The organism is Pseudomonas bananamidigenes (assembly GCF_001679645.1).
Taxonomy (GTDB): Bacteria; Pseudomonadota; Gammaproteobacteria; order Pseudomonadales; family Pseudomonadaceae; genus Aquipseudomonas; species Aquipseudomonas bananamidigenes.
Genome location: NZ_LRUN01000022.1, coordinates 183,354 through 208,923, shown reverse-complemented (window position 1 = coordinate 208,923; position 25,570 = coordinate 183,354). Strand labels below are relative to the sequence as shown.

Genomic DNA, 25,570 nt, shown 5'->3' with positions numbered 1-25,570 from the left:
TCTCCCCTCGATTCGATCGATGTACAAGTGCCCGCCTGGGGAAGCTCCGTTCCCGCCCTGATTGTGAAAATCAGGCACACGCGATCGGCTCGAAAACCACCGGGTCGAGTGTTCCAGTTGAAACCAGCAGGTATTGACTGTCGCCCGAGGGAGGGTTGGCTCCCTCAGGCAACAAGGTTAGATCAGGTATCAGATCTTGACGTCGGGTGCAGGCTTGTCGCTCGGATTGGCGATCAGCTCTTTAACCTTGTCGCTCATCGGGAAGTTCAGGTTCAGACCTTTCGGCGGGATCGGGCTTTCGAACCACTTGCTGTAGATCTTGTTGATCTCGCCGGACTTGTAGAGCGCGACGATGGCGTCGTCTACCGCTTTCTTGAAGGCCGGGTCGTCCTTGCGGACCATGCACGCGTAGGCTTCGAAGGACTGCGGGGTGCCGGTGATGACCCAGTCGTCCGGCTTCTTGGCCTTGGCTTCTTCGCCGGCCAGCAGGGCGTCGTCCATCATGAAGGCGACGGCGCGGCCGCTCTCCAGCATGTTGAAGGCTTCGCCATGGTCCTTGGCGGAGATGACGTTCATGCCCATCTGCTTGTCGGCGTTCATCGCCTTGATGATGCGCTCGGAGGTGGTGCCGGCGGTGGTCACGACGTTCTTGCCTTTCAGATCGGCAAAGTCGGCATAGGAAGGCTTGCCTTCCTTGTCTTTCTTGACCAGCAGACGGGTGCCGATTTCGAAGATGTTGTTGGTGAAGGCGACCTGCTGGGCGCGTTCGGCGTTGTTGGTGGTGGAACCGCATTCGATGTCCACGGTGCCGTTCTGCACCAGCGGGATACGGGTCTGCGAGGTCACCAGGTTGTATTTGACGTTCAGGTCGGGCTTGTTCAGGTCCTTTTTCAGGGCTTCGACGATAGCGACCTGAATGTCGTGGGAGTAGCCCACGGGTTTGCCCGAAGCATCGGCGAGGTAGGAGAACGGAATGGAGCTGTCACGATGTCCGAGGGTGATGGTGCCGGAATCGTTGATCTTCTTAAGGGTGCCGGTGAGCTCGGCAGCGAAAACTGGTGTGCTGATCAGAGCGGCAGCAATGGCTGCGCCCAGGATATGGGGAACGATGCGCATCAAATTTTCCTCGACATTGTTTTTTTTATGGAGCCGGTTGAGCGGGCCCTTTTGTACTTCGAATGCCTGACGGCTCCTGTTGTGCTGGCGCAACAGGCATTCGTCGAAGGAGTGTAGAGCATGAGTCGTGCCAGACCAGTTGCGACAGGTTAACTGGTTGATTTTTATGATGATTAAAGTTTTGTGATGGCTTTTTTGGACATTTCTGATCCGGTTATCCGAACCGACCGACAGGTCGCGTTCGGAAAACCGAATGCCGACCACTCAGCGCCAGACGGGCAGCAGGTCCAGGGTAAACAGCAGGTGCGAGACCGCGCAGATCACCCCGAAAAACAGCACCAGAGCGATCATGGGCGTGCCGCCCCAGACCCGGTAATGCGGGCTGCCAAAGCGTGTGCGCGAGGCGCGGGCCAGCAGCGCCGGGGTGATCACGGCCCAGAGCGTTGCGGCCAGCCCGGCGAAGCCGATGGCATGAATGAAGCCTTCCGGCCAGAGAAACCCGCAGAACATCGGCGGCAGGAAGGTGGCGGCAGCGGTTCGCAGGCGGCCCATGGGTTGATCGTCGAAGCCGAGTACGTCGGCCAGATAATCGAACAGGCCCAGGGTCACGCCGAGGAACGAGCAGGCCACGGCGAAGTTGGAGAAGAAGGTCAGCAACAGGTCGACATGGGCGCTGTCCAGGCGCGAACCGAGGGCGCTGATCAGCACATCAATGTTGCCGCCGCGCCGGGCGATGTCCTTGAAGGCTTCGCGGGGAATATTGCCCATGCTGCACAGCATCCACACCAGATACAGGCCCAGCGCAATCAGCGTGCCGCCCAGCAGGCAGGCGCGGATGCGCCGAGGATCCTTGCCGAAATGTTTCATCAGGCTCGGCACATTGCCGTGGAAACCGAACGAGGTCAGGCAGAAGGGCAGGGTCACCAGAAGATAGGGCCAATAACGGCTGTCGCCGCCGTTCAGGTCGAGCAGCGTGGCCGCTTGTACATGGCCGAGCAGACCGCCGAAGGTGAGGAAAAACGCCAGGATCTTTGCGCCGAACACTACAGTGGTCATCCGGCTCACCGCCGAGGTGCTGAGCCAGACGATGAACGCCACCAGCACGGTAAAACCCAGCCCGCCGAGGCGCGGCGACAGCGAGATGCCCATGGACTGCACGGTGTGATGGATCACTGAACCGCTGGCGGAAATGTAGGCGTAGGTCAGGGTATAGAGCACGAAGACGATGCTCAGACCGTTGATCCGGCTCCAGGCATGCCCCAGCAGATCACGAGTGATGGTCGAGAAACTCGCCCCTTCGTGGTAGTTGAGGTTGGCCTCGAGAATCATCAGGCCCGAATGCAGGGTGCAGAACCAGGCAAACACCAGCACCGCGACCGAACCGTAGAACCATAGCCCGGACATGATGACCGGCAGGGAAAACATTCCCGCGCCGACGATGGTGCCGCCGATGATCATGGCCCCGCCCAGGATCGAGGGGGGCCGTTCGAGGGCGGAGGATGAAGCGGGTGAATCGAGTGAGGTGGCACGCATGGCAGGGCCTGCATAGATATTGTTATGGAGGATTCGATCCAGCTCGCCCCTCTCGGGGCGAGCGGCGTTCATCGGATGTTCAACGGTGCTGACAGCCGGCTCACGGCCTGCAACAGGAAAAGGTCCTGCCCCGGCAATGCATCGAACGACAGGCCCACCGGCAGAGCATCCGGCGCCGCTACCGGCACGGTGATGCTCGGCGCTGCGAGATTGCTGGCCGGGTCGGTATTGCGCACGAAACGCTCGAAATGGCTTTCATCCGCGCAATCAGTCAGCAGCGGCGCGCTGCAACTGACCGTCGGGTAGGCCATCAAGTCCAGTTGGTGATGCCCGAACAGCTGCCGGTACTCCTGCTCCAGCCGGACTTTGCCCATCAATGCCTGCACATAATCGGTGTAGGAAATTGCCGGGCTCTCCAGTTGCGTGGTGAGGATTTTCTTGATGCCGGGATCTGCGATTTGCGCCAGGACGTCGAGAAAATCCCCGCCACGGCCTTCCTTCATCAGGAAGCGTGGGAAATCGATGAAGAATTCGTAGATCGGCAGCGGAAACTGGATGTATTCGTTGATCTCACCGATCACCGCGTCGTTGATCGGTACGATTTCAACGCCGTTGCTGGCGAGTGCATCGATGGCGACGCGGCAGTCACGGCTGACGTTGTCGTCCAGGTCGGCCCAGAGGAAGCGTTCGGGCAGGCCGATGCGCAGCGGTCGATCCTCGCGCAGCGGCGTGACGTGCTGGCCGGTGAGGTGGCCGTGGACGAACCGACAGTCTTCCACCGTGCGTGTCAGCAGGCCCGGGGTGTCCTTGGTCTGCGAGACCGGGACGATGCCGTCGGCCGGATACTCGCCGGTGGTCGGGCGCAGGCCGACGATTCCACAGAAGGCCGCCGGAATGCGCACCGAACCGCCGGTGTCGGTGCCCACCGCGCACGGCACCAGCCCGGCGGCGACGGCGGCGGCACAGCCACCGCTGCTGCCGCCGGCGCTGTGACGTTCGTTCGCCGGGTTGATGACCCTGCCATGGCTATGGTTGGCCGAGGTCACGCCGAACGACAGTTCGTGCATGTTGTTCTTGCCCACCACGCGCGCGCCCAATTGCTTGAAGCGCGCCACGATGCCGGCATCGTTCTGCGGCCGGTAATCGGCCAGGCCGGGCGTGCCGGCGGTGGTCGGCATGCCGCGGACATTGATGTTGTCCTTGAAGGACACCGGCAGCCCGTACAACGGCGCCAGGCGATCGGCATCCGGGACATAGCCCAGCGCGGTCGGATCGAAGGTGATGAAACTGTTCAGATGCTGCGTTTTTTCGTGGCGCTCGCGCAGGGCTTGCTGCCAGGTGTCGAGGCAGAGCTCGCCACGGCGCAATCCGTTGACGAGCTGTTCGATGGAAAACTGACTGTACATGGAAGGTCTCGGCGAAAAGAGGAGGGCGCCATCAGCAGTAGCGGTATTGCGGGACCAGACCGTCGAGCGGATTACCGTCGATCAGATCGCCACCCAGGCTGCTGATGACCGAACACGCTGCGTTCAGGGCCGTCTGGATCGAGCCTTCGGCCCAGCCGCCGGTGAACGATGCGCCGCAGCCCGCCAGATAAAGACCGGTGTCCTGGCGCGGATCGAGGGCGGTGCGGAACTGATAGAACAGCCGTTCGGAATAGATGTCGTCGCCGGGGAAATTCAGCTTGAAGGCGCCGAGGGCGTGCTTGTCGGTCAGCCAGTCGTATTCGAGCACGTAGCGCTGATAGTCGCCGTCGAGCGGAACCAGGTGGCGGGCGAATTCCGGTGCGCTCATCGCCAGTTCATCCACCAGCCGCAGGCAGCGCTGCACTTTGTCGGTCATGGAAACCATCTTGTGCGAGTCGTCTTCCCAGGTGTAACTGATCAGCACCACGCCCCAGGAGTCCGGATCCTGCGGGGCGTAATCCAGGCAGTACACGCCTTTGACCAGGGTGTCGGTCTGGATGTTCTGCGCCAGGCCGTGCTTGAGCCAGAACTTGTCTTTGGTCAGGATGAACAGCTTGGACGAGCCGACCATGTGGGTTTCGTTGATCGCCCGGGCCACGTCACGGTTCACGAATGCCTGGTTCTGCGTGAGCTTGAGATTGACCTGCAAGGCGCGGGTCGTAGTGGTGGTGATCACCCGGTCGCAGGCATAGGTTTCGCCGTTGCTGCCGGCCAGCAGGATTTGCCCGTCGGCGCCCTTGTTGATCGATTCGATGCGCGTGCGGCAGATCATGTCGCGCAGTTGCATGCCGTTGAAGCGGGTGTCGGCAATCAGTTCTGCCAGCGAAGAAATACCGTTCGGCACCAGCCGCTGATTGACTTCCAGCGCGTTGACCACCAGACGCAGGATTTCGGTGAACGAGGCGCGATAGACCGACTGGAAACCACCGGAGCCGATGCCCAGCGAGCCGAACAGGTGGAAGTCTTCCGGTTTGCGCCAGGCCTTGCCGCCCGGCGGGTTCTGGCTGGTGAAGATGCGCACCATGGCCGAGTAGAACGAGCTGTCGCCGAAGCAGTCCAGATAGCGTTGCCATTCCGGCTGCACTTCACGGAAGTTGTGTTGCTTGAGCAAATCGGTCAGCAGCAGCGGCGGGGCAAGGTGGGTGCCGTCGTCCAGTACGGCGCCTTCGCGCAGAAAGGCATTCCAGCCCTGGTGCACGGTACTGAACAATGCCGGCGGCGGCTGCATCGCGGGCCAGTGGTGGGTCTCGCCACGGTAATGCAGTTCGGTATCGACCACCCCCGGATCGGGAAAGGCTTCGGTGGTCTGGATGCCGAATTTGTTCAGGTAATAGAACAGCCCGACCTCGCTCGGCGGAAAGCGCATGGCGCCCATTTCCGCGATGAACTGCGGTTGTTCTGCATCGAAGCACTGGGTCAGCAAACGGCCGCCGATATGGCTTTCCTCGGCCTCGAACAGGGTCACGCGACGGGCACCGGCACGCAGCAATTCATAGGCCGCCACCAGCCCGGTCAGGCCGGCGCCGACGATGCCAATGTGTTTTTCCGCGGTGTGCGCCGGCAGGCAGCCGATGGCCTGGTCGGCGTTGCGCAGGAACTGACCGTAATCGTAAAGCAGGTCGACATAGGGGAAAGACAGGCACGCGGTAGCCTGGCCGGCAGGATTGTTCATGGAGTTCACAGGGGTAATTCTCGGTCGGTCAGATGATGAGCTGCAGGCTTTCGAGTGCGCGGTCGGGATTGAGCAAGAGGATTTTCTTGCCCTGGATTTTCCACTCGCCGTCGAGGTTGATCAGACGATGTTCGACGGTGGCCGGGTAATGCCATTCACGGTCGCCACGGGCTTCGCAATACAGCAGGTTGCTGCTGGCGACGGCGCTGTACGACGGCTCTTCAATCGTGATCCGTGGTCGCTGGGCAATGTGCAGGCAGCGGCTTTTCGGCTGCTGGGAAAAGTTGCGGGCATTGGCCAGACGATTGATGCGCAGGGTGGTCAGAAAGCGGTCTTCATACACCAACGAGGACTCGTGCAGCGGGCTGCGCTGTTCGCGGGTCATCGGAATCCAGTAGGTGTAGTCGGCGCTCAGCAATTGTTGCCAGGCTTCAAAGTCCTGTTGGTCGAGCAGGTGCATTTCGGTCTCGAGCAAACGCTCGATGGCCCGTTCAGTTTGATCGTGGTGCATGGTCGTTCCGCATCAGGTTTTGCCAGGTGTCGTAAAAGTTGCGCATCGCCAGTTCACTGGTGCCGGACACCACGCGCGTCTGGTCGTGGGTCTCGCCCGGTTCGAACAGGCGGGCGACGTTGATCCATTCGTTGGCATCGCTGTGCAGACCTTCCGTGGCCCGCTCGTACATTTCCACATCGTCATGGGCGACCATCGAGCACGGCGAGTTGATCAGGTTGTTGTACTGCACGGTCCGCTCCAGCAACTGCACCGGGGCACCTTGCAGTTCGAAGATCCACGACTCGACGACGGTTTCCTGCGCACTCACCGGGCGGATCACCCGCAGGGTCTGGATCGGGCCCTTGACCATCAGGTTGGGGAAATACACGGTGTTGTGACGGGTGTCGTCGAGAATGGCCCGGGCCTGGTCTTCGCCGTAGCTTTCCACCATCAGTTCCCAATAACCGGGAATGCTCGTGTAGGCCTTGTGGATCGAGTTGCTGACCCCGGTGTGTCCATGGCCGTTGGGCCAGACGCGGATGCCCATGCCGGCGAAGAATTCGTACGAGCCCATGAACGGCGAGAACAACTCCACGGCCATCGGCACGGGCCGGCTCTGGTCGCCGGTTTCCTTCCACAGGCGGATGGCTTCGCCCGCCGAGGATTCGTGGGCGATCATCGGGTGGCAGGTGTCGGTCTGGTTGTCGACCACCATCTTCCAGTTGCAGCGATGCCTGTGCAGCAGCGGTTGACCGACCACACGCAACTGACCTTGCGGAGAGCGCATGACCATGTTGTCCAGCGTCGACAGCGACTCGCCGAAAAACTCGTCGAAGCCCATACCGGTTTCACTCAGGCGCACGAACACAAAGCCGCGATAGTTGTGCACCGCCGCGACGGGTTGCATGCCCTTGTGGGCCGAGCAACTGCTCAGGTCGCAGTCGTCGTATTCCTTTTTCACCGGGATGCTCAGCAACTCGCCGTCGGTCTTGAACGTCCAGGCGTGATAGGGGCAACGCATGAAGCGGCCCACATTGCCACGTGCTTCGGCCAGCACTTTCACACCTTTGTGCGGGCAGCGGTTGTGCAGCACCACGATGTCACCGTTCTTCTGACGCACCATTGCCAGCGGTCGACCGGCGAGGGTTGCGGTGAAATAGTCGCCGGTCTCGGGGATCAGGCTGTCGTGGCCCAGGTAGCACCAGCTGGCGGCAAAGACACGCTGCTGCTCCTGTTCGAACAGTTGTTGATCAAGGAACAGAGACTTGTGCACTTCTCTGCCATTGAAATAGTTGTCCAACGGGGAGTCCTCTTCAGATCGCCAGTTTCAGGCGCTGGCTTTTCGCCCGGGAAACGCAGGGATAGATCCGTGCGCTGCAGGCCGCTTCTTGTTCGCTCATGATGAAATCCCGGTGCTCGACGTCGCCTTCCAGCACGTCCAGCGCGCAGACACCGCACTCGCCGCGACGACAGTCGGAGATCGGGTCGAGGCCGGCGGCTTCGAGGGCTTCGAGCAAGCTCTGGTCGGGGCCGACCTCGATGCTCACGCCGGAATCCGCCGCCTCGACCGTGAAGCCTTTGGCGCTTTCGTCCGTGGCGACGTTGAACACTTCCAGATGGATGCGATCGCGGGGCAGTCCGGCGGATTCGGCATGGCTCAGGATGTCGTTGAGCATCGCCGCCGGGCCGCAGACGTAGAGCCGGTCTTCGGGGCTCAAATCGGCGAGCACCTGGTGAATCGCCGGGCGTTGACCGGACAGGTGCAGGCTCATCCGTTCCTGCAACAGTGCGCGCAGCTCTTCGGCATAGGCTGCATCGTCAGCGCTGCGGGCGAAGTAATGCAGGTGTGCCGAACGCTCCAGCGCTGTCAGATGGCGCAGGATGCCGGTCAACGGGGTGATGCCGATGCCGCCTGCGATGGCGATATCGCGGCCGGTCCGGCTGTCGAGCGGGTAGTTGAAGGTGTTGAACGGGCCCTCAAGCTGCACGTGATCTCCGACCGCCAGCGAGCGCAGGTAGCGGCTGCTGGCGGATTTGTCACTGAGACGGATGGCGAAGGTGAATTGACCTTCGGCGCAGTCACCCAGCTCTACGGTGGAGTAATGACGCCATTCGCCCGAAGGCGCTATCAGCCATTTGAAGTGCGCCCCGGCGTGGGCCGATTCCGTAGCGGCGGGGGCGCCGCTGACGGTGATTTCCTTGATCGATGCCGACAGCATCCGGCAATGGGTAACGGTGTAATTCATGCCGGGTTTTCCTGGGGCAGCGGCGTTTCGTGCAGGTACAGCCAGCGGGTGCTGTGCTGATGCACGCGCAGGATCGCCACGGAAATGCGCGAAGTCTCGCGCTGGTTCTGGCGATGGGTTTCCTTGTAGCGCAGGGCGACGGTCGGGCCCTCGTGCCAGATCGTGTGCAGGTCGCTGATATCGATCTCAAGGCCTGGTCGGGCACCGACCGCGCCTTTGAACAGTTGCTCGACCTGGGCCCGACCGACGACGGCGGCCGAGGTGGTGACCATGCTGAAGTCTTCGCTGAAGACATCCATCAGCGGCGCGATGGCGGATTCGCCGGCGCCGTCGGCATTGGTGAAGACACGATGAATCAGCTCATGCACGTGGTGGATGCTGTGGCGTGCTTGTTCAACCGGGTTGTTGTTCATGGCATTCCTTTGGAGGGTTCAGTTGACTCATTTGAAACAGCGGGAACAGTCCGACCAGCGCGGCAATCGCGAACGTGGCGTGATAGGCCGGGGTCGAGTCGAACTGTTTGAGCAGCAGGTTGTAGATCATCAGAAACAGGGCCGCGCCGACGCTGAACGACATCTGCCGGTTGATGTTCCAGATCACGCTGGCCTTGTGCGTTTCAGCGCCCTTGAAGTCCATCAGCGAGGTGGTTTGCGCGGTGTTTGCGCCGATCCCGCCGCCGATGCCCATCAGGCTGTAGGCGATCACGATGACCCCGATATCGGTCGGTGCGTCCACCAGCATCAGGGTGGCGATGCCGGCGCTGTGCAGCAGCATGCCGAGGGTGAACAGGCGCCGGGCGCCGATTCTGTTGTAGACCCGGCCGCAGATGAGCATCGCGATGAATGCGCCGATGGCGTAGAGGATCATGAACATGCCGGTCAGGCGTGCGCTGAAGTGCAGGGTGTTCTGCAGAAAGAAGATGCTCATCAGATTGACCCCGGTGAACACGCCGGGAATCGCGTAATAGATGAAGATCGAGGTGCTGAGCTTTTTGCTCCTGAGCAGGCTCAGGTCAATGATCGCGTCGCTTTTGCGGCGGTAGTGCAGCAGGTACAGCGCCACGAACATCAGGCCTGCCGCGACACAGGCAATGGCTTCGATGGCAGGATAGTCGCCGCCATACAGCGACATGCCCATCAGCAGGCTGCCCAGGGCGGCGCTGACCAGCAGCAGGCCGAGGATGTCCGGGCGTGGCAGGCTGGTGGGGCGGGCTTCGCGGATCCAGAACCACGACAGTCCTGCGGCGATCAGCGAAAACGGAATGTTGCTGTAGAACACCCAGCGCCACGAACTGCTGTCGACGATGATGCCGCCGACGGTCGGCGAAATCGCCGGGGCGATCAGGGCCACGGCCATCACCAGCGTGGAAATTTTCGCCCGTTGCTCGCCCTGGAACAGGTTGAAGGTCAACGCCTGGCCCACCGGAATCAGCAACCCGCCACCGATGCCCTGAACGAAGCGCCAGATCACCAGTTCATGGAAGCTGTCGGCCAGCCCGCACATCCACACGGACCCGGTAAACACCAGCATAGAGGCGGTGAGAATCTCGCGGCTGCCGAAGCGTCCGGCCAGCCAGGTGCTGACAGGAATGATCAGCGTCAGACCGAGGATGTAGGCATTGGCCACCCAGGCCACCGAAGAACTGCTTACTTGCAATGTTGCCGAGATACTTGGCAATGCCACGGCAGACATGAATATGTTTATGCAGTCAATAAAAAAGCCGATCAGAAAGATCAGCGCGATCTTGTAGCGATAGTTCATTGTTGTTTCCTCTTTGTCGCAAAGCATAGGGGCGATGGACTTGGAGTGTCGATACGACTATCCTTGAAACAATGTTTGAAGGAATTAAACAGTGAACGCTACCGCCATGCATGCTCATCTGAATCGGGTTCAGACATTTCTTGCCGTAGTCGACTTCGGTTCTTACACCAAGGCCGCGAACTATCTGAGTATCAGCAAAGCCATGGCCAGCCTGCATGTCAAGGCGCTGGAAGAAGTTCTTTCGGCGACGCTGCTGATCCGCAATACCCGAAACATATCGCTGACTGAAATAGGTCAGGACTTTTATGAAGAGTTCAAGGGCATTGTCGCCGATATCGATAATGCCTTTGATAATGTGCTCAAGGGTAATAACCGGGTTTCCGGAAAGTTACGAATCAGTTCAACCAGTGAATATGGCGAGAAGTTCATTCTTCCGTTGATCCCGTTATTCAGCGAGCGTTATCCGGAAATTCGCCTGAGCTACAACTTCAACTCTTCGTTGAATGATCTGGTGGCGGAAAAACTGGATCTGGTAGTGCGTCTTGGCAATCTGGCGGATTCGGCCTTCAAGAGTCGCAAGCTGGCGGATTATCAGATCGTGCTGGTGGCGACTCCGGCATTTCTCGAACGTCACCCGGTGGCGCAGCCGCAGGATCTGAACGGTGTGCCCTGGATTGCCAACAGCAATCTGCAGGCGCCTACGCAATGGGTTTTGCGCGATGATCAGGGGCGTGCGGTGGAGGTCAATGGCACCAGCCATTTCGAATCCAATTCCTCGACGGCGATTCGTTCGATGACCTTGTCTTCGCTCGGCGTCTCGGTGCTGCCGGGCTGGGTGGTCGAGGATGATATCGCCAGCGGACGCCTGGTTCGCTTGTTGCCGGCGTATGCGTTGCCTTCGCAGTCGATCAACGTCGTCTTCCCCAACACCGCGCATCTGCCACACAAATCCCGGGCGTTCATCGATTTCCTCCTGCTGCACCTGGCGCAGTAACACAAAAGCCCCTGAATCTCGCGATTCAGGGGCTTTCGTTTGAGTGGCCTGAAGATCAGGCCGCTTCGATCTTGTTGCGGTTCTGCTCGACCTGGTTCAGGTAGGCCGCCAGTTTTTCCTGCTCGGCCGGGGTGGTGAACAGGCCCAGTTTGCTGCGGCGCCACAGGATGTCAGGGGCTGTGGTTGCCCATTCTTCGGCGCACAGGTAATCGACTTCACGGGTGTAGAGGCCGCCGCCGATGTGTTCGCCCATGTCGGCGAGGGTGTCCACGCCTTCGAGCATGCGCCAGGTCCGGCTGCCGTAGGTGGTGGCCCAGCGGCGGGCAATTTCGCTTGGAACGAAGTCGAACTTGTCGCGGATCAGTGCACTCAGGGCCTGCGGCGTAGTCATGTCTTCACCGCCGGGCAGGGTGGCGGTGGCCGTCCAGCTCGGGCGCATCTGTGTGAAGAACGGCATCAATTGCGCCATCGCCGATTCGGCCAGTTTGCGGTAGGTGGTCAGCTTGCCGCCGAACACCGACAGCAGCGGCGCTTCTTCGGTGCTGCTGGACAGCGCCAGGGTGTAGTCGCGGGTCACGGCCGATGGGTTGTCGGATTCGTCGTTGCACAGCGGGCGTACGCCCGAGTAGGTGTGCAGGATGTCCTCACGGCTGATCTGCTTCTTGAAGTGAGCGTTGACCACTTTGAGCAGGTAATCGGTTTCGCCGTCGGTGATCGCCACTTTGGCCGGGTCGCCGGTGTACTCGCGGTCGGTGGTGCCGATCAGCGTCAGGTTGTTCAGGTACGGAATGGTGAAAACGATGCGCTGATCTTCATTCTGCAGGATGTGCGCGTGCTCGCCTTCGTACAGCTTCGGCACGATGATGTGGCTGCCCTGGATCAGGCGGATGCCGTAAGGCGACTCCATCTTCAGATCGTCACGGATGAACTTGGCGACCCACGGGCCGGCGGCGTTCACCAGCGCTTTGGCGGTGATCGAAAACAGGCTGCCGTCGGCGCGTTCCAGGTTCAGGTGCCACAGGCCCTTGGCACGACGGGCGCTGACGCAACGGGTCTGGGTGTGGATGTGCGCGCCTTTCTCGCGAGCAGCCATGGCGTTCAATACGACGAGTCGGGCATCGTCGACCCAGCAGTCGGAGTATTCGAAGCCTTTGCTGATTTCGCTTTTCAGTGCGCTGTCGGCGCCGAACTTCAGGCTTTTCGAACCGGCGAGTTTTTCGCGCTTGCCGAGGTTGTCATACAGGAACAGGCCGGCACGGATCATCCATGCCGGACGCAGATGCGGACGGTGCGGCAGCACGAAACGCATTGGCTTGACGATATGCGGGGCCTTGGCCAGCAACACTTCACGCTCGGCCAGGGCTTCACGCACCAGGCGGAATTCGTAATGTTCGAGGTAGCGCAGGCCGCCATGGATCAGCTTGCTGCTGGCCGACGAGGTGTGGCTGGCCAGATCGTCCTTTTCGCAAAGGAACACCGAGAGACCGCGACCGGCGGCATCCGCTGCGATCCCCACGCCATTGATCCCGCCGCCGATGACGGCAATATCGTAGATCTCGGAGAGAGGGGGCGTACGCAAGGTAGAGGTGGACATCGGCTGGCCTCGGGCTCTTTTGGTTTTCTGTCTTGGAAATCGAACATAAATGTTCATTTGCGAAAATGGTAGCCCATAAAGACGCGCGCAGCCAGTCGGCTTCGATTGAAAAAACTCATCGAAGGGCGGTTAAAAGAAAATTTTCGAACATTAGATGCTCATAAGGCGCCGGAGCAGGAGTGATCGTCCCCATGCTCCGCGTGAGAATGCATACATTTGACGCTCTGCGTCATCTTTTGAATGGGACGCGGAGCGTCCCGGGCTGCATTCCCACGCAGAGCGTGGGAACGAGAAACAAAGGGGGGATTAAACGACTTCGAGACGAATCTTGTGCTGACTCAGCAGTTGCGCCAGGGCCGGTACCGGTTGCTGATCGGTGACCAGGCAATCGATCAGGCTGATCGGGCCGAGACGGATCATCGCGTTCCGCCCGAACTTGCTGGAGTCCGCTGCCAGGATCACCTGTCGCGCATTGGCAATGATCGCCTGGGATACCCGCACTTCCTGGTAATCGAAGTCGAGCAGGCTGCCGTCCTCGTCGATGCCGCTGATGCCCACCAGCGCGAAATCGACCTTGAACTGATTGATGAAGTCCACGCTCGCCTGACCTACCACGCCACCGTCGCGACGTACGTTACCGCCCGTCAGCAGCACATCGAAATCATCCTTGGCGCTGAGCATCGAGGCGACGTGCAGGTTGTTGGTGATGATTTTCAGATGGCTATGGTTGAGCAGGGCGCGGGCAATGGATTCGGTGGTGGTGCCGATGTTGATGAACAGCGAGGCGTGATCGGGAATCTGTGCGGCAACGGCTTCACCGATGCGTTGTTTCTCATCGCGCATCTGATCGGCGCGCATCGCGTAGGCGGTGTTCTCGACGCTGGAATCATAGGCGGCGCCGCCGTGGTAGCGACGCAGCAGATTGGCTTCCGCGAGCTGATTGATGTCGCGGCGGATGGTTTGCGGGGTAACAACGAACAACGTGGCCATTTCCTCGATGCTCACATAGCCGCGTTCGCGGACCAGCTCGAGGATTTGCTGCTGACGGGGAGGCAGATTCATGGGGCTTCCTTTGGGCTGCCGTGCAAAATTTGCCCATGATGCCGCAGGAATCTCCTCCCTACCAGTTACATACGGATACGAGTCCGGTTCGTGGCTTATTCGGCGTCTTCGCGTTCCCAGTCACGGGTACGGCTGACGGCTTTTTTCCAGCCTTTATACAGCTTCTCTTTTGCCGCCTCGTCCAGGCTCGGTGCGAATTCGCGCTCGATCACTGCCTTGCCGCGCAGTTCTTCCAGGCTGCCCCAGAAACCGCATGCCAGACCTGCCAGGTATGCCGCACCCAATGCAGTGGTTTCGCGCATTTGCGGGCGCTCGACCTGAGTGCCGAGGATGTCGGCCTGAAACTGCATGAGGAAGTTGTTCGCCACCGCACCGCCGTCCACGCGCAGGGCTTTCAGGCGTTCGCCGGAGTCCTGTTGCATGGCGTCGAGGACGTCGCGGGTCTGATAGGCGATCGATTCCAGGGCTGCGCGAATGATGTGATCCACACGCACGCCGCGAGTCAGGCCGAACAGCGCGCCACGGGCATACGGATCCCAGTAGGGGGCGCCCAGACCGGTGAAGGCCGGCACCAGATAGACGCCGTTGCTGTCCTTCACCTTATTGGCGAAGTATTCGGTGTCGTGGGCGTCGTTGACGATTTTCAGTTCATCACGCAGCCACTGCACGGTCGAACCGCCGTTGAACACCGCGCCTTCCAGCGCATAAGCCACTTCGCCGCGCGGGCCGCAGGCGATGGTGGTGAGCATGCCGTGTTGTGATTTCACCGCTTTGTCACCGGTGTTCATCAGCAGGAAGCAACCGGTGCCGTAGGTGTTTTTTGCCTGGCCCGGCTCCACGCACATCTGGCCGAACAGTGCAGCCTGCTGGTCACCGGCGATACCGCCGATGGCGATGCCGCTCTTGGTGCGACCGTAGATTTCCGAGGAGGCTTTGACTTCCGGCAGCATTTCGCGAGGGATGTCGAGGATTTCCAGCATCTTCGAATCCCATTCAAGCGTATGGATGTTGAAGAGCATGGTGCGCGAGGCGTTGGTGTAGTCGGTGACGTGCACCTTGCCGCCGGTGAATTTCCAGATCAGCCAGCTGTCGACGGTGCCGAACAGCAGCTCGCCGTTGCGGGCGCGTTCACGGCTGCCTTCGACGTTGTCGAGAATCCACTTCAGTTTGGTGCCGGAGAAGTACGGGTCGGTGACCAGGCCGGTGTTGTCGCGGATGTAGTCTTCATGCCCGTCGCGCTTGAGCTGCTGGCAGATCTCGGTGCTGCGGCGGCATTGCCAGACGATCGCGTTGTAGACCGGGCGGCCGGTGGTCTTGTCCCAGACCACGGTGGTTTCACGCTGGTTGGTGATGCCGATGGCGGCCACCTGGTCGTGGTGCAGCCCTGCCTGGGCCAGGGCTTCGACCATCACCGCGCTCTGGGTGGCGAAGATTTCCATCGGGTCGTGTTCGACCCAGCCGGCCTGCGGGTAATGCTGGGCGAATTCGCGCTGTGCGGTGCAGACCACGTTCGCATCGCGGTCGAAAATGATTGCGCGGGAACTGGTCGTACCCTGATCGAGGGCAATGATGTAGTTCTTGTTCTGAATGTCGGTCATGTCGATTGCCTTGGACGAAATAAGGGAGAGTGGGCCGTGACGCGGGCTCGATATGGGCAGGAACCCGCGCCGACTGTTTCAAGAGGTTCTTGGTTTGCCGTCAATGGCCGGTTCTGCATCCTTTGTAGCAGGTGTGGCGCCGGTCAGGTGACGGGCAATCAGCCCGCGATACCCGGCAGCGCCGAGGCAGCACCGACAATCGGTGCAAAAACAGGAATCAGGAAGTACGGGATTTCACGGGCGCCGGTGAAGGAAATTTCACCCCAGCCTGCAAAGAAAGTCATCAGTTTCGGACCGAAGTCCCGGGCCGGGTTCATCGCGAAACCGGTCAGCGGGCCCATCGAACTGCCGATCACGGCGATCAGCAGACCGATCAGCAACGGCGCCAGCGGACCTCTTGGCAGGCCGTTGTTATCGTCGGTCAGAGACATGATCACACCCATCAGGATCGCGGTGATGATCACCTCGACCAGGAATGCCTGGGCGGTCGACAGGGCAGGGTTCGGGAAGGTGGAGAACACCGACGCCAGCTCCAGGCTGGCGGCCGAGCCACGAACCATGTGGTGAGTCTGTTCGAAATCGAAGAACAGATTGCTGTACAGCGTGTAAACCAACAGCGCGCCGCAGAAGGCGCCGGCGACCTGGGAAAGCATGTAGGACGGCAGTTTGCGCTTTTCGAAGTCGGCAAAAATGCTCAGGGCGATGCTGACGGCCGGGTTCAGGTGTGCGCCGGAAACACCGGCAGTGAGGTAGATCGCCATGCTCACGCCGACGCCCCAGATGATGCTGATTTCCCACAGGCCGAAGCTCGCACCCGCGACCTTGAGCGCGGCGACGCAGCCCGTACCGAAAAATATCAGCAGTGCAGTACCCAGAAACTCGGCCAGGCACTGGCTCGAGAGCGATGGTTGCTGTAACGCAGTTGTCATTGAAAACCTCGGTTTTTGTTGTTGTCTGGCGCGTTTGCCGACAGGGCAAGGCGCGATTTTCGCCGGGGCAGGATCCCCATCCTGATCCCGGTTTACTGCTGGCTGCTGCGATGACGATAATTCTTACATTATTCAGATTCGAAAAAATATAGACAAGAAACAAAGCTGTCAAAGGTCGAAAGTGAACCGTCAGTCACAAATAAACTATCAGTCATGTGAATGATCCTTCAGGTCACCTGACCGACGATCCTCTTGTCGGCCTGCAAGTCACGGGAAACGTGGCGCGCAATAGAGCCTTTTATGTGGCGATGGCCTAGAATCCGGCGCAGGATCTTTTGCCACTGCCGAGCCTGGAGCTGCCATGACCCCTGCGTTGGACTTGTTGAAAAAAGTTCGTGCCGAACATCGCGTGCACAGTTACGAACATGACCCCAAGGCCGCGTCCTACGGACTGGAGGCCGCGGAAAAACTGGGGCTGGAGCCGGCGCAGGTGTTCAAGACGCTGCTGGCGGCCAGTGAAAAAGGTGAATTGCTGGTGGCGGTGGTGCCGGTCGTCGGAAGCCTCGACCTCAAGGGGCTCGCCCATGCCGCTGGAGTGAAAAAAGTTGAAATGGCCGACCCGGCCGCAGCGCAACGCTCCACGGGTTATCTGCTGGGCGGCATCAGTCCGCTGGGGCAGAAAAAACGTTTGCGGACCTTCATCGATCATTCCGCCGAGGGCTTTACGACCATTTATGTCAGTGCCGGGCGACGTGGGCTGGAAGTCGAACTGGCGCCCGCCGTCCTGGCCGAACACACCCAGGCGAAGTTCGCCGATATCGGTCGTGCCTGATCTCTGTATGAAGAAAATTGTCCGGTTCTGTCACTGGCGCTGATTTTTCCTGCGCCGCATGCTCTTTCGACTGACACAGGGAGAAGGTTATGCAGCTCGAGTTTCATCAGGTCGACGCATTCAGTGATCGGCCATTCAGTGGCAACCCGGCGATGGTTTATCGCCTCGACGCCTGGCTCGCGGACGACTTGATGCAGAAGATCGCCGCCGAACACAACCTGGCGGAAACCGCGTTTCTGGTGCGTGAAGGCCAGGCCTGGCATATCCGCTGGTTCACGCCCACCACCGAGGTGCCGTTGTGTGGTCACGCCACACTGGCCAGTGCTTATGTGTTGTACGAGATCTACAAGGAAACGGCCGAACGTCTGGATTTCACCTGCAAGTCCGGGCCGTTGAGTGTCAGCCGCGAAGGCGGCCGGTTGTGGCTGGATTTTCCGGCCATTGAGGCGGTAGAGAAAGGCGTCACCGTGGAAATCGAGCGGGCGCTGAATGTCCAGGCGGTGGATGTTCTGAGTTCCAATGAGCTGTTCGTAGTGCTGGAGTCCGAGCAGGCGGTGCTCGATTGCACGCCGGACATGGTTGCTCTGGCCAAACTGCCCTGGCTGGGCGCCATCGTCACGGCCCGAGGCAATCAGCATGATTTCGTCTCGCGCTACTTTGCACCGGCCATCGGCATCAATGAAGACCCGGTGACCGGCTCGACCCATTGCAGTCTGATTCCGTATTGGTCAAAACGTCTGGGTAAAACCAGCCTGACTGCGTGCCAGCGTTCGGCGCGGGGCGGGGAGCTGTTCTGTCGGCTGGAGGGCGAGCGGGTGAAGATCGGCGGCAATGCGACGCTCGTTGCGAGCGGCACCTTGATGTTGGGTTGAGGCAAAAAAGAGAGGGAGCCATCAGGCTCCCTTTTCTTTATGTGGATCAGAGTGCGGTGCTGTAGCGGCGAACACCGTTCTCCACGGCCGGAATGTGTGCGGCCGTGCTGCCGGACGCCTGGAACAGCACCAGATGTTCCGCTGCCACACGAATCCCGACATCCACGCCGACCTGATGGTCAGCATGGCTCGGGAAGATCGATTCCAGTTGCGCGCCGGTTGGCAGTTGCAGGCGGTACAGCGTCGAGGCACCGAGGAAGGTCTTGCCGACGATCCGCGCTTTCAGCGCACTGTCCGGCGCATAGACAATGTCATCCGGACGCAGCAGCACATCCACCGCGCCGCCGGTCGGCCAGGTGTAGGCGCGATTGCCACGCAGTTCGCCGAGTTCGGTGTGCACCGATTCCGGGCTGCCGAGCTGGCCGCGAATGAAGTAACCCTGACCGATGAAGCTGGCAACAAACGGCGTTGCCGGTTCGTGGTAGAGGTTGTACGGCGTATCCCACTGCTCGAGCCGGCCTTCCTTGAACACGCCAACGTGATCGCTGACGGCGAAGGCTTCTTCCTGATCGTGAGTCACCAGAATCGCGCTGGTGCCTCGGGCCTTGAGGATGTCACGTACTTCATGGCTGAGCTTGCGCCGCAGTTCGCCATCGAGGTTGGAGAACGGTTCGTCGAGCAGCAGCAGTTGTGGTTCCGGCGCCAGGGCGCGGGCGAGGGCGACACGTTGTTGCTGGCCGCCGGACAGTTCGTGCGGGAAGCGCTTGCCGAGGTGCTTCAGGTTGACCAGCTCGAGCATTTCTTCGACGACACGCTCCCTGTCCGGATGTTTGCGAATGCCGAAGGCGATGTTGTCCGCGACACTCAGGTGCGGGAACAGCGCGTAATCCTGGAACACCATGCCGATCCGGCGTTTTTCCGGGGCGAGGGTGAAGCCGGCGCTGGAGATGATTTCACCGCCAAGCTGGATTTCCCCTTCGTGCACCGGTTCGAAACCGGCGATGGCGCGCAGGGTGGTGGTCTTGCCGCAACCGGACGAGCCGAGCAGGCAACCGATGTCACCGGCGTTGAGGTGCAGATTGAGGTTCTGCACCACACGTTGATCTTGATAGCCGCAAGCGAGGTTGCGAAGGTTCAGCAGTAATTCATGACTCATGCGTGGTGATATGCCGGTTCGACGAGGAACTCGAGCAGGGCCTTCTGTGCGTGGAGACGGTTTTCTGCCTGATCCCAGGCGACGGAGCGCGGATCATCGAGCAGGTCGAGGCTGATTTCCTCACCGCGGTGGGCGGGCAGGCAGTGCATGAATAGCACGTCTTCGGCGGCCAGGTCGAGCAGGGCGCGATTGACCTGGAAAGGCGCGAACAGCTGGAGACGCTTGGCGGTTTCCTCTTCCTGACCCATGGAGGTCCAGACGTCGGTGCTCACCAGGTGCGCGCCGCGCACAGCGTCTTTCGGATCGCGGACGATGGTCACCCGGTCGCCGGCCTTTGCCACGAACTCGGGGTTTGGCTCATAGCCTTCAGGGCAGGCGACACGCAACTGGAAGTCGAACTGGATCGCCGCTTCTATATAGCTGTTGCACATGTTGTTGCCGTCGCCGATCCAGGCCACGGTCTTGCCCTGGATCGAGCCACGGTGTTCAAGGAAGGTCTGCATGTCGGCCAGCAACTGGCACGGGTGCAAGTCATCGGACAGGCCGTTGATCACCGGCACGCGGGAGTTGGCGGCAAATTCGGTCAAGGTGCTGTGGGCAAAGGTACGGATCATCACCGCATCGAGCATGCTCGACATGACGATGGCGCAGTCGCCGATGGGCTCGCCACGGCCCAGTTGAGTGTCGCGCGGCGAAAGAAAGATCGCCTGGCCACCGAGCTGGATCATGCCGGCCTCGAAGGAGATCCGGGTACGGGTCGAGGATTTCTCGAAGATCATCCCCAGGACGCGGTTTTTCAGAGGCTCGAACAGTACGCCGCGGTTACGCAGGTCCTTGAGCTCAACGCCTCGACGGATCACGCTGACCAGCTCTTCGGGCGTGCAATCCATCAGGGAGAGAAAGTGCCTTGCGCTCATCATTGACTACCTTTTTGTTACAAACCGCAGATGCTCAAAGCCTTGTTTTTCGGAACAACGGGCGAGACCTGCGGCGTAAGCCGCACGGGGCGACGAAATAGGGGGAGGCGCGATATTGACACTAAATGTCGCGTTTTTCCAATAGGCTGCGATTCTTGCGGATCAAGCAGCGGTGACGAGGTCGCTTGAAGTGTCGGTTCGGAGGCGGATTCCGGACCTTTGTACACTGGCGTCGCCGGGCTTGGCAATCAGGCAGGGCGGGGATGGAGCAGGCCTGGTCGGTTTGCGACCGGTCGGCCATGGAAGCGCTGGTCGGATGTCAGACCTGAAACATTTGCTAAAGCAAAGTGCTGGGTTATAAATAACTCACGAGCGACGCAGGAAGCCTCCGCATGGAATCGAAAGAAAAACTGTTAATGGAATTGCTGGGCCACACGGCTCGCTCACTGACTCATCTGACCGCATCGGTCACCTCCTTGTCTTTCGAACTGCTGCGCAGTGAGGACGAAGTGGTCAAGACCGCCGGGCGCCACATGATCGATCGCATGGCGACCATCAGCACCGGGCTCGACGAGCACTGGCGCCTGATCGGCGAACTCACCGGGGTGCACGTCGCCCACGAGCAGATCGAAACCATTCAGGAAATCCAGCTGGCAGCGCCGCCGCAGTTGCCCTCCAACTGATTGCGCCAGTATCGGCTTGCCTGATGGCCGTCGATTCACAAGACGAACGTCGCTGGCGCGGCCCCCGGCCACGGGCCATAGTTTTGTTCCCGCAGGCGTTACGGCCTGCCCAGAACAAGACAGAGACTGGCCATGACCAAGACTCTCCACCACCGTGCCTGCCACCTGTGCGAAGCCATCTGCGGCCTGAGCATCGAAACCACCGAAACCGGCGGCCATGTGCAGATCACCTCGATCAAGGGCGATGCACTGGATACGTTCAGTCGCGGGCACATCTGCCCCAAGGCGGTGGCGCTGCAAGACATCCAGAACGATCCGGATCGCCTGCGCCAGCCCATGCGCCGGGTCGGCAGTGAGTGGTTGCCAATCGGCTGGGAAGAGGCTTTTGAGCTGGTGGCTGAAAAGCTCTCGGCGATTCAGGCGCGTCATGGGCAGAACGCGGTCGCGGTGTATCAGGGCAATCCGAGCGTGCACAACTACGGGTTGATGACCCACAGCAATTACTTTCTGGGCCTGCTGAAAACCCGCAATCGTTACTCGGCAACTTCCGTCGACCAACTGCCGCATCACCTGACCAGTTACCTGATGTACGGCCACGGTTTGCTGCTGCCGATCCCGGATATCGATCACACCGATTTCATGCTGATCCTGGGCGGCAACCCGCTGGCGTCCAACGGCAGCATCATGACCGTGCCGGACGTGGAAAAGCGCCTGAAGGCGATTCAGGCCCGAGGCGGCAAAGTGGTGGTGGTCGATCCGCGACGCAGCGAGACGGCAGCGATGGCCGATCAGCATCTGTTCGTGCGTCCCGGCGGCGATGCGGCCTTGTTGTTTGGTGTGCTCAATACCTTGTTCGGCGAGGGCCTGACCCGCGACAGCCATTTGCCGGTGGACGGCCTGGACGAGGTGCGTGCAGCGGTGGCGGGGTTCACCGCTGAAGCGATGAGCCCGTTGTGTGCCGTGCCGGCCGAACGGATCCGCCAACTCGCCAGGGATTTTGCCGCTGCGCCAAGCGCGGTCTGCTACGGGCGAATGGGCGTTTCCACCCAGGCCTTCGGCACGTTGTGCCATTGGGTGGTGCAATTGATCAACCTGGTGACCGGCAATCTCGACCGCGTTGGCGGTGCCCTGTGCACCGAGCCGGCGGTGGATCTGGTCGCATCCACCTCGGGCGGGCATTTCAACAAATGGCAAAGTCGTGTTTCGGGGCGCCCGGAGTACGGTGGTGAATTGCCGGTCTCGGCGCTGGCCGAAGAGATGCTCACCGAAGGCGAAGGGCAGATCCGCGCGTTGATCACCGTGGCCGGCAACCCGGTGCTGTCCACGCCCAATGGCCGGCAACTGGAACAGGCACTGGACGGGTTGGAGTTCATGGTCAGCGTTGACCTGTACATCAACGAAACCACCCGTTATGCCGACCTGATCCTGCCGTCCACCTCGGCGCTGGAGAACGATCACTACGACACCACGTTCAACCTGTTCGCGGTGCGCAACGTCACCCGTTTCAACCGGGCGATCCTCGCCAAACCCGAAGGCGCTCTGCACGACTGGGAGATCTTTGTCGGCCTGGCCGAAGCCTTTGCGGCGAAGACTGACAAGGAACTGAAGCCGACCATGCCGCCGGCGAAGATGATCGACATGGGCCTGCGCATGGGACGGTATGGCGACGCATCCGAGCACAAGTTGTCCCTGGCGACGCTGTTCGATCATCCGCACGGCGTTGATCTGGGGGCGCTGAAGCCCAACCTGGCACCGCGATTGAAGACCGCGAACCAACGAGTCCAGGCAGCGCCGCCGGAAATTCTCGCCGATCTGGCGCGTTTCTCCGCCTTGCAGGCGCCGGCTGCCGGTGAACTGCTGATGATCGGTCGACGTCACGTGCGCAGCAATAACTCGTGGATGCACAACTATCATCGACTGGTGAAGGGCAAGCCGCGTCATCAGTTGTTGATGAATCCGGAGGATCTCGCAAGTCGCGGACTCAGTGACGGGCAGCTGGTGCGGGTCAGTTCACGGGTCGGCCAGGTCGAGGTCGAAGTGCTCGGCAGTGCGGACATGATGCCGGGGGTGGTCAGTCTGCCCCACGGCTGGGGTCATGCGCGCCCGGGTGTGCAGATGGCGATTGCCAGCGGACAGCCAGGTTCCAGCGCCAACGACCTGACCGATGAATGCCGGCTCGACGAGCTGTCGGGCAACGCGGCGCTCAACGGTGTGCCGGTGACCGTGGTGGCGGCTTGAGCAAGTCTGTCGGGGAGACCGAGCAGGGAACTCGGGATTCCGTTACAATGCGCCACCGTGCCGACCCACGAGTCGGAAAGTTCAGCCGAGGTGCTCCATGGATATCATCGAAACGATTAAAGAGCAGATTGCCAACAACACCATTCTGCTTTACATGAAAGGCTCGCCGAATGCCCCGCAGTGTGGCTTCTCCGCGAAAGCTGCGCAGGCTGTGATGGGCTGTGGCGAGAAGTTCGCCTACGTCGACATCCTGCAGAACCCGGAAATCCGTGCCAACCTGCCGAAGTACGCCAACTGGCCGACTTTCCCGCAACTGTGGGTAGCCGGTGAACTGGTCGGCGGCAGCGACATCATGGCTGAAATGTTCGCCAACGGTGAGCTGCAGACCCTGATCAAGGATGCTTCCGCCAAGGCGGCTGCGGCCAAGTCCGAAGCGTGATTGCTTGCCGTGGGAGCGAGCCTGCTCGCGAAGAACGATGACGCGGTGCAATGGTTGAACCGCGGTTATTGTTTCGCTGGCAAGCCGTTCCTGCAGACATGGCAAATAAAAAGCCCCGCCTCTCGAAAGAGGGCGGGGCTTTTTAGTGTCTCGGGTTCAGCGCTCGCTGATTACTCGTCGTCGCCCATCTGCGATTGCAGATAGTTTTCGAGACCGACTTTATCGATCAGGCCCAGCTGGGTTTCCAGCCAGTCGATGTGTTCTTCTTCGGATTCGAGAATGTCTTCAAGCAGTTCGCGGCTGCCGAAGTCGCCAACGGATTCGCAGTGAGCGATGGCGGCCTTCAGGTCTGCATGACCAGTGCGCTCGATACGCAGGTCGCACTCCAGCATTTCCCGGGTGTGCTCGCCGATGTGCAGCTTGCCCAGATCCTGCACGTTCGGCAGGCCTTCGAGGAACAGGATGCGCTTGATCAGCTTGTCCGCGTGCTTCATCTCGTCGATGGATTCGTGATACTCGTGCTTGCCCAGCTTGTTCAGGCCCCAATCTTCGTACATGCGCGCATGCAGGAAGTACTGATTGATCGCGACCAGCTCATTGGCAAGGATCTTGTTGAGATGCTGGATGACTGTAACGTCGCCTTTCATGATGGGAGTCCTGCCCTAAGTAGCGGTATATAAGGCGGAGTTTGAGCCTGGCACTTATAAGTGTCAAACCTAAGTTATTGAATAATATATGAAAATTAATCGGAATAAGAATGTTTGTGTTCCGCGTCTAATCCCTAAGCAATTGATTTTCAGGCATAAAAAAACCGGACAATCGTCCGGTTCTTCGAATTCGGGGCAATTACGCGGCGGTAAATTCCACCGGGTAGGGGATCGCGGCCTGGGCGGTTTGCAGCTTGGTGAGGGTTTCGCGCACCACTTCCTTCGCGAGGCAGGCACATTTGCCGCATTGGCTGGCTACGCCGGTGGCCTGACGGACTTCTTTATAGCTGCAGCAACCTTCATAGATCGCTTCGCGGATCTGTCCGTCGGTGACGCCAGTGCAGAGGCAAACATACATAAGTGAGAACCGTCGCTGGTTGTGGCTCAATTGCGATGGATCTTAATGTTAACGAGAATGATTGTCAAAGTTCTTTCCCAACGGTTTTCATCGCCAACGGCTGTGACTGACGAACGGTGGTGCATGGCCGAATGCCGGTCGGGATTTCGCGAAAAACCTTTGAGGACAGTCCAAACACGCAGTGTATGATGGTCGGCCCTTGCGAAGAGGGTTTGTGTCACAGGGCTGTCGCCTGAGGGTGACAGGCTGATGCGAACCCCGAACTTCAAGTTTCTACACCAGGAGATATCAATGAGCGTACTCGTAGGCAAACAAGCCCCTGACTTCACCGTCCCGGCCGTACTCGGCAATGGCGAGATCGTTGACAGCTTCACCCTGTCCTCGGCCATCAAAGGCAAATACGGCCTGGTGTTCTTCTACCCGCTGGACTTCACCTTCGTCTGCCCGTCCGAGCTGATCGCTCTGGACAACCGCATGGCCGACTTCAAGGCACGCAACGTCGAAGTGGTCGCCGTTTCGATCGACTCGCACTTCACCCACAACGCCTGGCGCAACACCCCGGTCAACAATGGCGGCATCGGTCAGGTGAAATACACCATGGCTGCCGACATGAAGCACGAAATCGCCAAGGCCTACGACGTTGAGTCGGAAGGCGGCGTGGCTTTCCGTGGCGCGTTTCTGATCGACGACAAGGGCGTTGTCCGCTCGCAGATCGTCAATGACCTGCCGCTGGGCCGCAACATGGAAGAGCTGATCCGTCTGATCGACGCTCTGCAATTCCACGAAGAGCACGGCGAAGTCTGCCCTGCCAACTGGAAAAAAGGCGACAAGGGCATGAACGCTTCGCCGGAAGGTGTTGCGGCTTACCTGACCGAGAACGCTGCTGCCCTGTAAGGCGCTTCGT

At 60.1% G+C, this 25,570-nt stretch carries 23 protein-coding genes and 1 pseudogene; 7 read left to right on the top strand and 17 right to left on the bottom strand.

Translation table 11 applies throughout. The features are described from left to right. Nucleotides 1-189: 189 nt before the first annotated feature. The 9 genes from BBF94_RS08795 to BBF94_RS08755 form a co-directional block, all read right to left on the bottom strand. Nucleotides 190-1,116, bottom strand: a complete 927-nt coding sequence (locus BBF94_RS08795; RefSeq protein ID WP_065258649.1) for a glutamate/aspartate ABC transporter substrate-binding protein — start codon at nucleotides 1,114-1,116, stop codon at nucleotides 190-192. Nucleotides 1,117-1,380: 264 nt separating this feature from the next. Continuing rightward, nucleotides 1,381-2,649 carry a tryptophan permease gene (gene mtr / locus BBF94_RS08790; protein WP_065258648.1) on the bottom strand — a complete coding sequence of 423 codons (1,269 nt, stop codon included), beginning with the start codon at nucleotides 2,647-2,649 and terminating at the stop codon, nucleotides 1,381-1,383. Between the two features lie 68 nt (nucleotides 2,650-2,717). Then, the gene (locus tag BBF94_RS08785; RefSeq protein ID WP_065258647.1) at nucleotides 2,718-4,055 is read right to left on the bottom strand and encodes an amidase family protein; all 1,338 of its coding nucleotides are present in this window, start codon (nucleotides 4,053-4,055) and stop codon (nucleotides 2,718-2,720) included. A gap of 31 nt (nucleotides 4,056-4,086) precedes the next feature. Then, complete coding sequence (locus BBF94_RS08780; protein WP_141676565.1) at nucleotides 4,087-5,787, bottom strand: NAD(P)/FAD-dependent oxidoreductase; 1,701 nt, start codon at nucleotides 5,785-5,787, stop codon at nucleotides 4,087-4,089. Nucleotides 5,788-5,815: 28 nt separating this feature from the next. Further along, nucleotides 5,816-6,298, bottom strand: coding sequence for an aromatic-ring-hydroxylating dioxygenase subunit beta (locus BBF94_RS08775; protein ID WP_065258645.1), 483 nt, complete (start codon nucleotides 6,296-6,298; stop codon nucleotides 5,816-5,818). Continuing rightward, complete coding sequence (locus BBF94_RS08770) at nucleotides 6,279-7,580, bottom strand: Rieske 2Fe-2S domain-containing protein (RefSeq protein ID WP_065258644.1); 1,302 nt, start codon at nucleotides 7,578-7,580, stop codon at nucleotides 6,279-6,281. The genes BBF94_RS08775 and BBF94_RS08770 overlap by 20 nt, the downstream gene beginning before the upstream one ends. A 13-nt stretch (nucleotides 7,581-7,593) precedes the next feature. After that, the gene (locus BBF94_RS08765; RefSeq protein ID WP_065258643.1) at nucleotides 7,594-8,526 is read right to left on the bottom strand and encodes a PDR/VanB family oxidoreductase; all 933 of its coding nucleotides are present in this window, start codon (nucleotides 8,524-8,526) and stop codon (nucleotides 7,594-7,596) included. Then, the gene (locus tag BBF94_RS08760; RefSeq protein ID WP_065258642.1) at nucleotides 8,523-8,939 is read right to left on the bottom strand and encodes a DUF4440 domain-containing protein; all 417 of its coding nucleotides are present in this window, start codon (nucleotides 8,937-8,939) and stop codon (nucleotides 8,523-8,525) included. The genes BBF94_RS08765 and BBF94_RS08760 overlap by 4 nt, the downstream gene beginning before the upstream one ends. Next, nucleotides 8,920-10,287 (bottom strand): MFS transporter, encoded by a 1,368-nt coding sequence (locus BBF94_RS08755; protein WP_065258641.1) that lies wholly within the window; start codon nucleotides 10,285-10,287, stop codon nucleotides 8,920-8,922. The genes BBF94_RS08760 and BBF94_RS08755 overlap by 20 nt, the downstream gene beginning before the upstream one ends. A gap of 106 nt (nucleotides 10,288-10,393) precedes the next feature. Here BBF94_RS08755 and BBF94_RS08750 point away from each other — a divergent pair, with 106 nt between their 5' ends. Beyond that, nucleotides 10,394-11,281 carry a LysR family transcriptional regulator gene (locus BBF94_RS08750; RefSeq protein WP_065258711.1) on the top strand — a complete coding sequence of 296 codons (888 nt, stop codon included), beginning with the start codon at nucleotides 10,394-10,396 and terminating at the stop codon, nucleotides 11,279-11,281. 55 nt (nucleotides 11,282-11,336) lie between these two features. On the opposite strand, the gene glpD is transcribed toward BBF94_RS08750, so the two are convergent. The 4 genes and pseudogenes from glpD to BBF94_RS08730 form a co-directional block, all read right to left on the bottom strand. Then, complete coding sequence (glpD, locus tag BBF94_RS08745; protein WP_065258640.1) at nucleotides 11,337-12,875, bottom strand: glycerol-3-phosphate dehydrogenase; 1,539 nt, start codon at nucleotides 12,873-12,875, stop codon at nucleotides 11,337-11,339. Between the two features lie 306 nt (nucleotides 12,876-13,181). Continuing rightward, nucleotides 13,182-13,937 (bottom strand): DeoR/GlpR family transcriptional regulator, encoded by a 756-nt coding sequence (locus BBF94_RS08740; RefSeq protein WP_065258639.1) that lies wholly within the window; start codon nucleotides 13,935-13,937, stop codon nucleotides 13,182-13,184. 95 nt (nucleotides 13,938-14,032) lie between these two features. Further along, on the bottom strand, nucleotides 14,033-15,535 hold the full coding sequence (glpK, locus tag BBF94_RS08735; protein WP_065258638.1) for a glycerol kinase GlpK: 1,503 nt from the start codon (nucleotides 15,533-15,535) through the stop codon (nucleotides 14,033-14,035). A gap of 78 nt (nucleotides 15,536-15,613) precedes the next feature. Beyond that, nucleotides 15,614-16,464, bottom strand: a pseudogene (locus BBF94_RS08730) (MIP/aquaporin family protein). Between the two features lie 361 nt (nucleotides 16,465-16,825). Here BBF94_RS08730 and ybaK point away from each other — a divergent pair. Next, complete coding sequence (gene ybaK, locus BBF94_RS08725; RefSeq protein WP_065258637.1) at nucleotides 16,826-17,296, top strand: Cys-tRNA(Pro) deacylase; 471 nt, start codon at nucleotides 16,826-16,828, stop codon at nucleotides 17,294-17,296. A gap of 89 nt (nucleotides 17,297-17,385) precedes the next feature. Next, nucleotides 17,386-18,168, top strand: a complete 783-nt coding sequence (locus tag BBF94_RS08720; RefSeq protein WP_065258636.1) for a PhzF family phenazine biosynthesis protein — start codon at nucleotides 17,386-17,388, stop codon at nucleotides 18,166-18,168. A 46-nt stretch (nucleotides 18,169-18,214) separates the two neighbouring features. On the opposite strand, the gene BBF94_RS08715 is transcribed toward BBF94_RS08720, so the two are convergent. Both BBF94_RS08715 and argF read right to left on the bottom strand, forming a co-directional pair. Then, nucleotides 18,215-19,324, bottom strand: a complete 1,110-nt coding sequence (locus BBF94_RS08715; RefSeq protein ID WP_065258635.1) for an ABC transporter ATP-binding protein — start codon at nucleotides 19,322-19,324, stop codon at nucleotides 18,215-18,217. Further along, complete coding sequence (argF, locus tag BBF94_RS08710) at nucleotides 19,321-20,241, bottom strand: ornithine carbamoyltransferase (protein WP_065258634.1); 921 nt, start codon at nucleotides 20,239-20,241, stop codon at nucleotides 19,321-19,323. Before argF ends, BBF94_RS08715 begins: the two co-directional genes overlap by 4 nt. A gap of 392 nt (nucleotides 20,242-20,633) precedes the next feature. Between argF and BBF94_RS08705 the strand changes: the two genes are divergently transcribed. From BBF94_RS08705 to grxD, 3 genes are all read left to right on the top strand, one after another. Next, a complete protein-coding gene (locus tag BBF94_RS08705) occupies nucleotides 20,634-20,924 on the top strand; it encodes a hypothetical protein (protein WP_065258633.1) in 291 nt (96 codons plus the stop codon). Nucleotides 20,925-21,056: 132 nt separating this feature from the next. After that, nucleotides 21,057-23,162 carry a molybdopterin oxidoreductase family protein gene (locus BBF94_RS08700; protein WP_065258632.1) on the top strand — a complete coding sequence of 702 codons (2,106 nt, stop codon included), beginning with the start codon at nucleotides 21,057-21,059 and terminating at the stop codon, nucleotides 23,160-23,162. 97 nt (nucleotides 23,163-23,259) lie between these two features. After that, nucleotides 23,260-23,601, top strand: coding sequence for a Grx4 family monothiol glutaredoxin (grxD, locus tag BBF94_RS08695; protein WP_065258631.1), 342 nt, complete (start codon nucleotides 23,260-23,262; stop codon nucleotides 23,599-23,601). 170 nt (nucleotides 23,602-23,771) lie between these two features. Here the strand turns inward: grxD and bfr are convergent, their stop codons facing one another. Together bfr and BBF94_RS08685 are read right to left on the bottom strand one after the other, a co-directional pair. After that, entirely contained in the window at nucleotides 23,772-24,248 is a 477-nt protein-coding gene (gene bfr, locus BBF94_RS08690; RefSeq protein WP_065258630.1) for a bacterioferritin, read from the bottom strand. Between the two features lie 199 nt (nucleotides 24,249-24,447). Next, nucleotides 24,448-24,666, bottom strand: coding sequence for a bacterioferritin-associated ferredoxin (locus tag BBF94_RS08685; RefSeq protein WP_003227725.1), 219 nt, complete (start codon nucleotides 24,664-24,666; stop codon nucleotides 24,448-24,450). A gap of 291 nt (nucleotides 24,667-24,957) precedes the next feature. Between BBF94_RS08685 and BBF94_RS08680 the strand changes: the two genes are divergently transcribed. Continuing rightward, nucleotides 24,958-25,560: a peroxiredoxin gene (locus BBF94_RS08680; protein WP_065258629.1), complete on the top strand. Its 603-nt coding sequence runs from the start codon at nucleotides 24,958-24,960 to the stop codon at nucleotides 25,558-25,560. Nucleotides 25,561-25,570 lie beyond the last annotated feature (10 nt).

Coding starts and splice junctions, on each gene's coding strand:
- BBF94_RS08795 (WP_065258649.1), bottom strand. CDS start 1,116: ATGCGCATCGTTCCCCATATCCTGGGCGCAGCCATTGCTGCCGCTCTG.
- mtr (WP_065258648.1), bottom strand. CDS start 2,649: ATGCGTGCCACCTCACTCGATTCACCCGCTTCATCCTCCGCCCTCGAA.
- BBF94_RS08785 (WP_065258647.1), bottom strand. CDS start 4,055: ATGTACAGTCAGTTTTCCATCGAACAGCTCGTCAACGGATTGCGCCGT.
- BBF94_RS08780 (WP_141676565.1), bottom strand. CDS start 5,787: ATGAACAATCCTGCCGGCCAGGCTACCGCGTGCCTGTCTTTCCCCTAT.
- BBF94_RS08775 (WP_065258645.1), bottom strand. CDS start 6,298: ATGCACCACGATCAAACTGAACGGGCCATCGAGCGTTTGCTCGAGACC.
- BBF94_RS08765 (WP_065258643.1), bottom strand. CDS start 8,526: ATGAATTACACCGTTACCCATTGCCGGATGCTGTCGGCATCGATCAAG.
- BBF94_RS08760 (WP_065258642.1), bottom strand. CDS start 8,939: ATGAACAACAACCCGGTTGAACAAGCACGCCACAGCATCCACCACGTG.
- BBF94_RS08755 (WP_065258641.1), bottom strand. CDS start 10,287: ATGAACTATCGCTACAAGATCGCGCTGATCTTTCTGATCGGCTTTTTT.
- BBF94_RS08750 (WP_065258711.1), top strand. CDS start 10,394: ATGCATGCTCATCTGAATCGGGTTCAGACATTTCTTGCCGTAGTCGAC.
- glpD (WP_065258640.1), bottom strand. CDS start 12,875: ATGTCCACCTCTACCTTGCGTACGCCCCCTCTCTCCGAGATCTACGAT.
- BBF94_RS08740 (WP_065258639.1), bottom strand. CDS start 13,937: ATGAATCTGCCTCCCCGTCAGCAGCAAATCCTCGAGCTGGTCCGCGAA.
- glpK (WP_065258638.1), bottom strand. CDS start 15,535: ATGACCGACATTCAGAACAAGAACTACATCATTGCCCTCGATCAGGGT.
- ybaK (WP_065258637.1), top strand. CDS start 16,826: ATGACCCCTGCGTTGGACTTGTTGAAAAAAGTTCGTGCCGAACATCGC.
- BBF94_RS08720 (WP_065258636.1), top strand. CDS start 17,386: ATGCAGCTCGAGTTTCATCAGGTCGACGCATTCAGTGATCGGCCATTC.
- BBF94_RS08715 (WP_065258635.1), bottom strand. CDS start 19,324: ATGAGTCATGAATTACTGCTGAACCTTCGCAACCTCGCTTGCGGCTAT.
- argF (WP_065258634.1), bottom strand. CDS start 20,241: ATGAGCGCAAGGCACTTTCTCTCCCTGATGGATTGCACGCCCGAAGAG.
- BBF94_RS08705 (WP_065258633.1), top strand. CDS start 20,634: ATGGAATCGAAAGAAAAACTGTTAATGGAATTGCTGGGCCACACGGCT.
- BBF94_RS08700 (WP_065258632.1), top strand. CDS start 21,057: ATGACCAAGACTCTCCACCACCGTGCCTGCCACCTGTGCGAAGCCATC.
- grxD (WP_065258631.1), top strand. CDS start 23,260: ATGGATATCATCGAAACGATTAAAGAGCAGATTGCCAACAACACCATT.
- bfr (WP_065258630.1), bottom strand. CDS start 24,248: ATGAAAGGCGACGTTACAGTCATCCAGCATCTCAACAAGATCCTTGCC.
- BBF94_RS08685 (WP_003227725.1), bottom strand. CDS start 24,666: ATGTATGTTTGCCTCTGCACTGGCGTCACCGACGGACAGATCCGCGAA.
- BBF94_RS08680 (WP_065258629.1), top strand. CDS start 24,958: ATGAGCGTACTCGTAGGCAAACAAGCCCCTGACTTCACCGTCCCGGCC.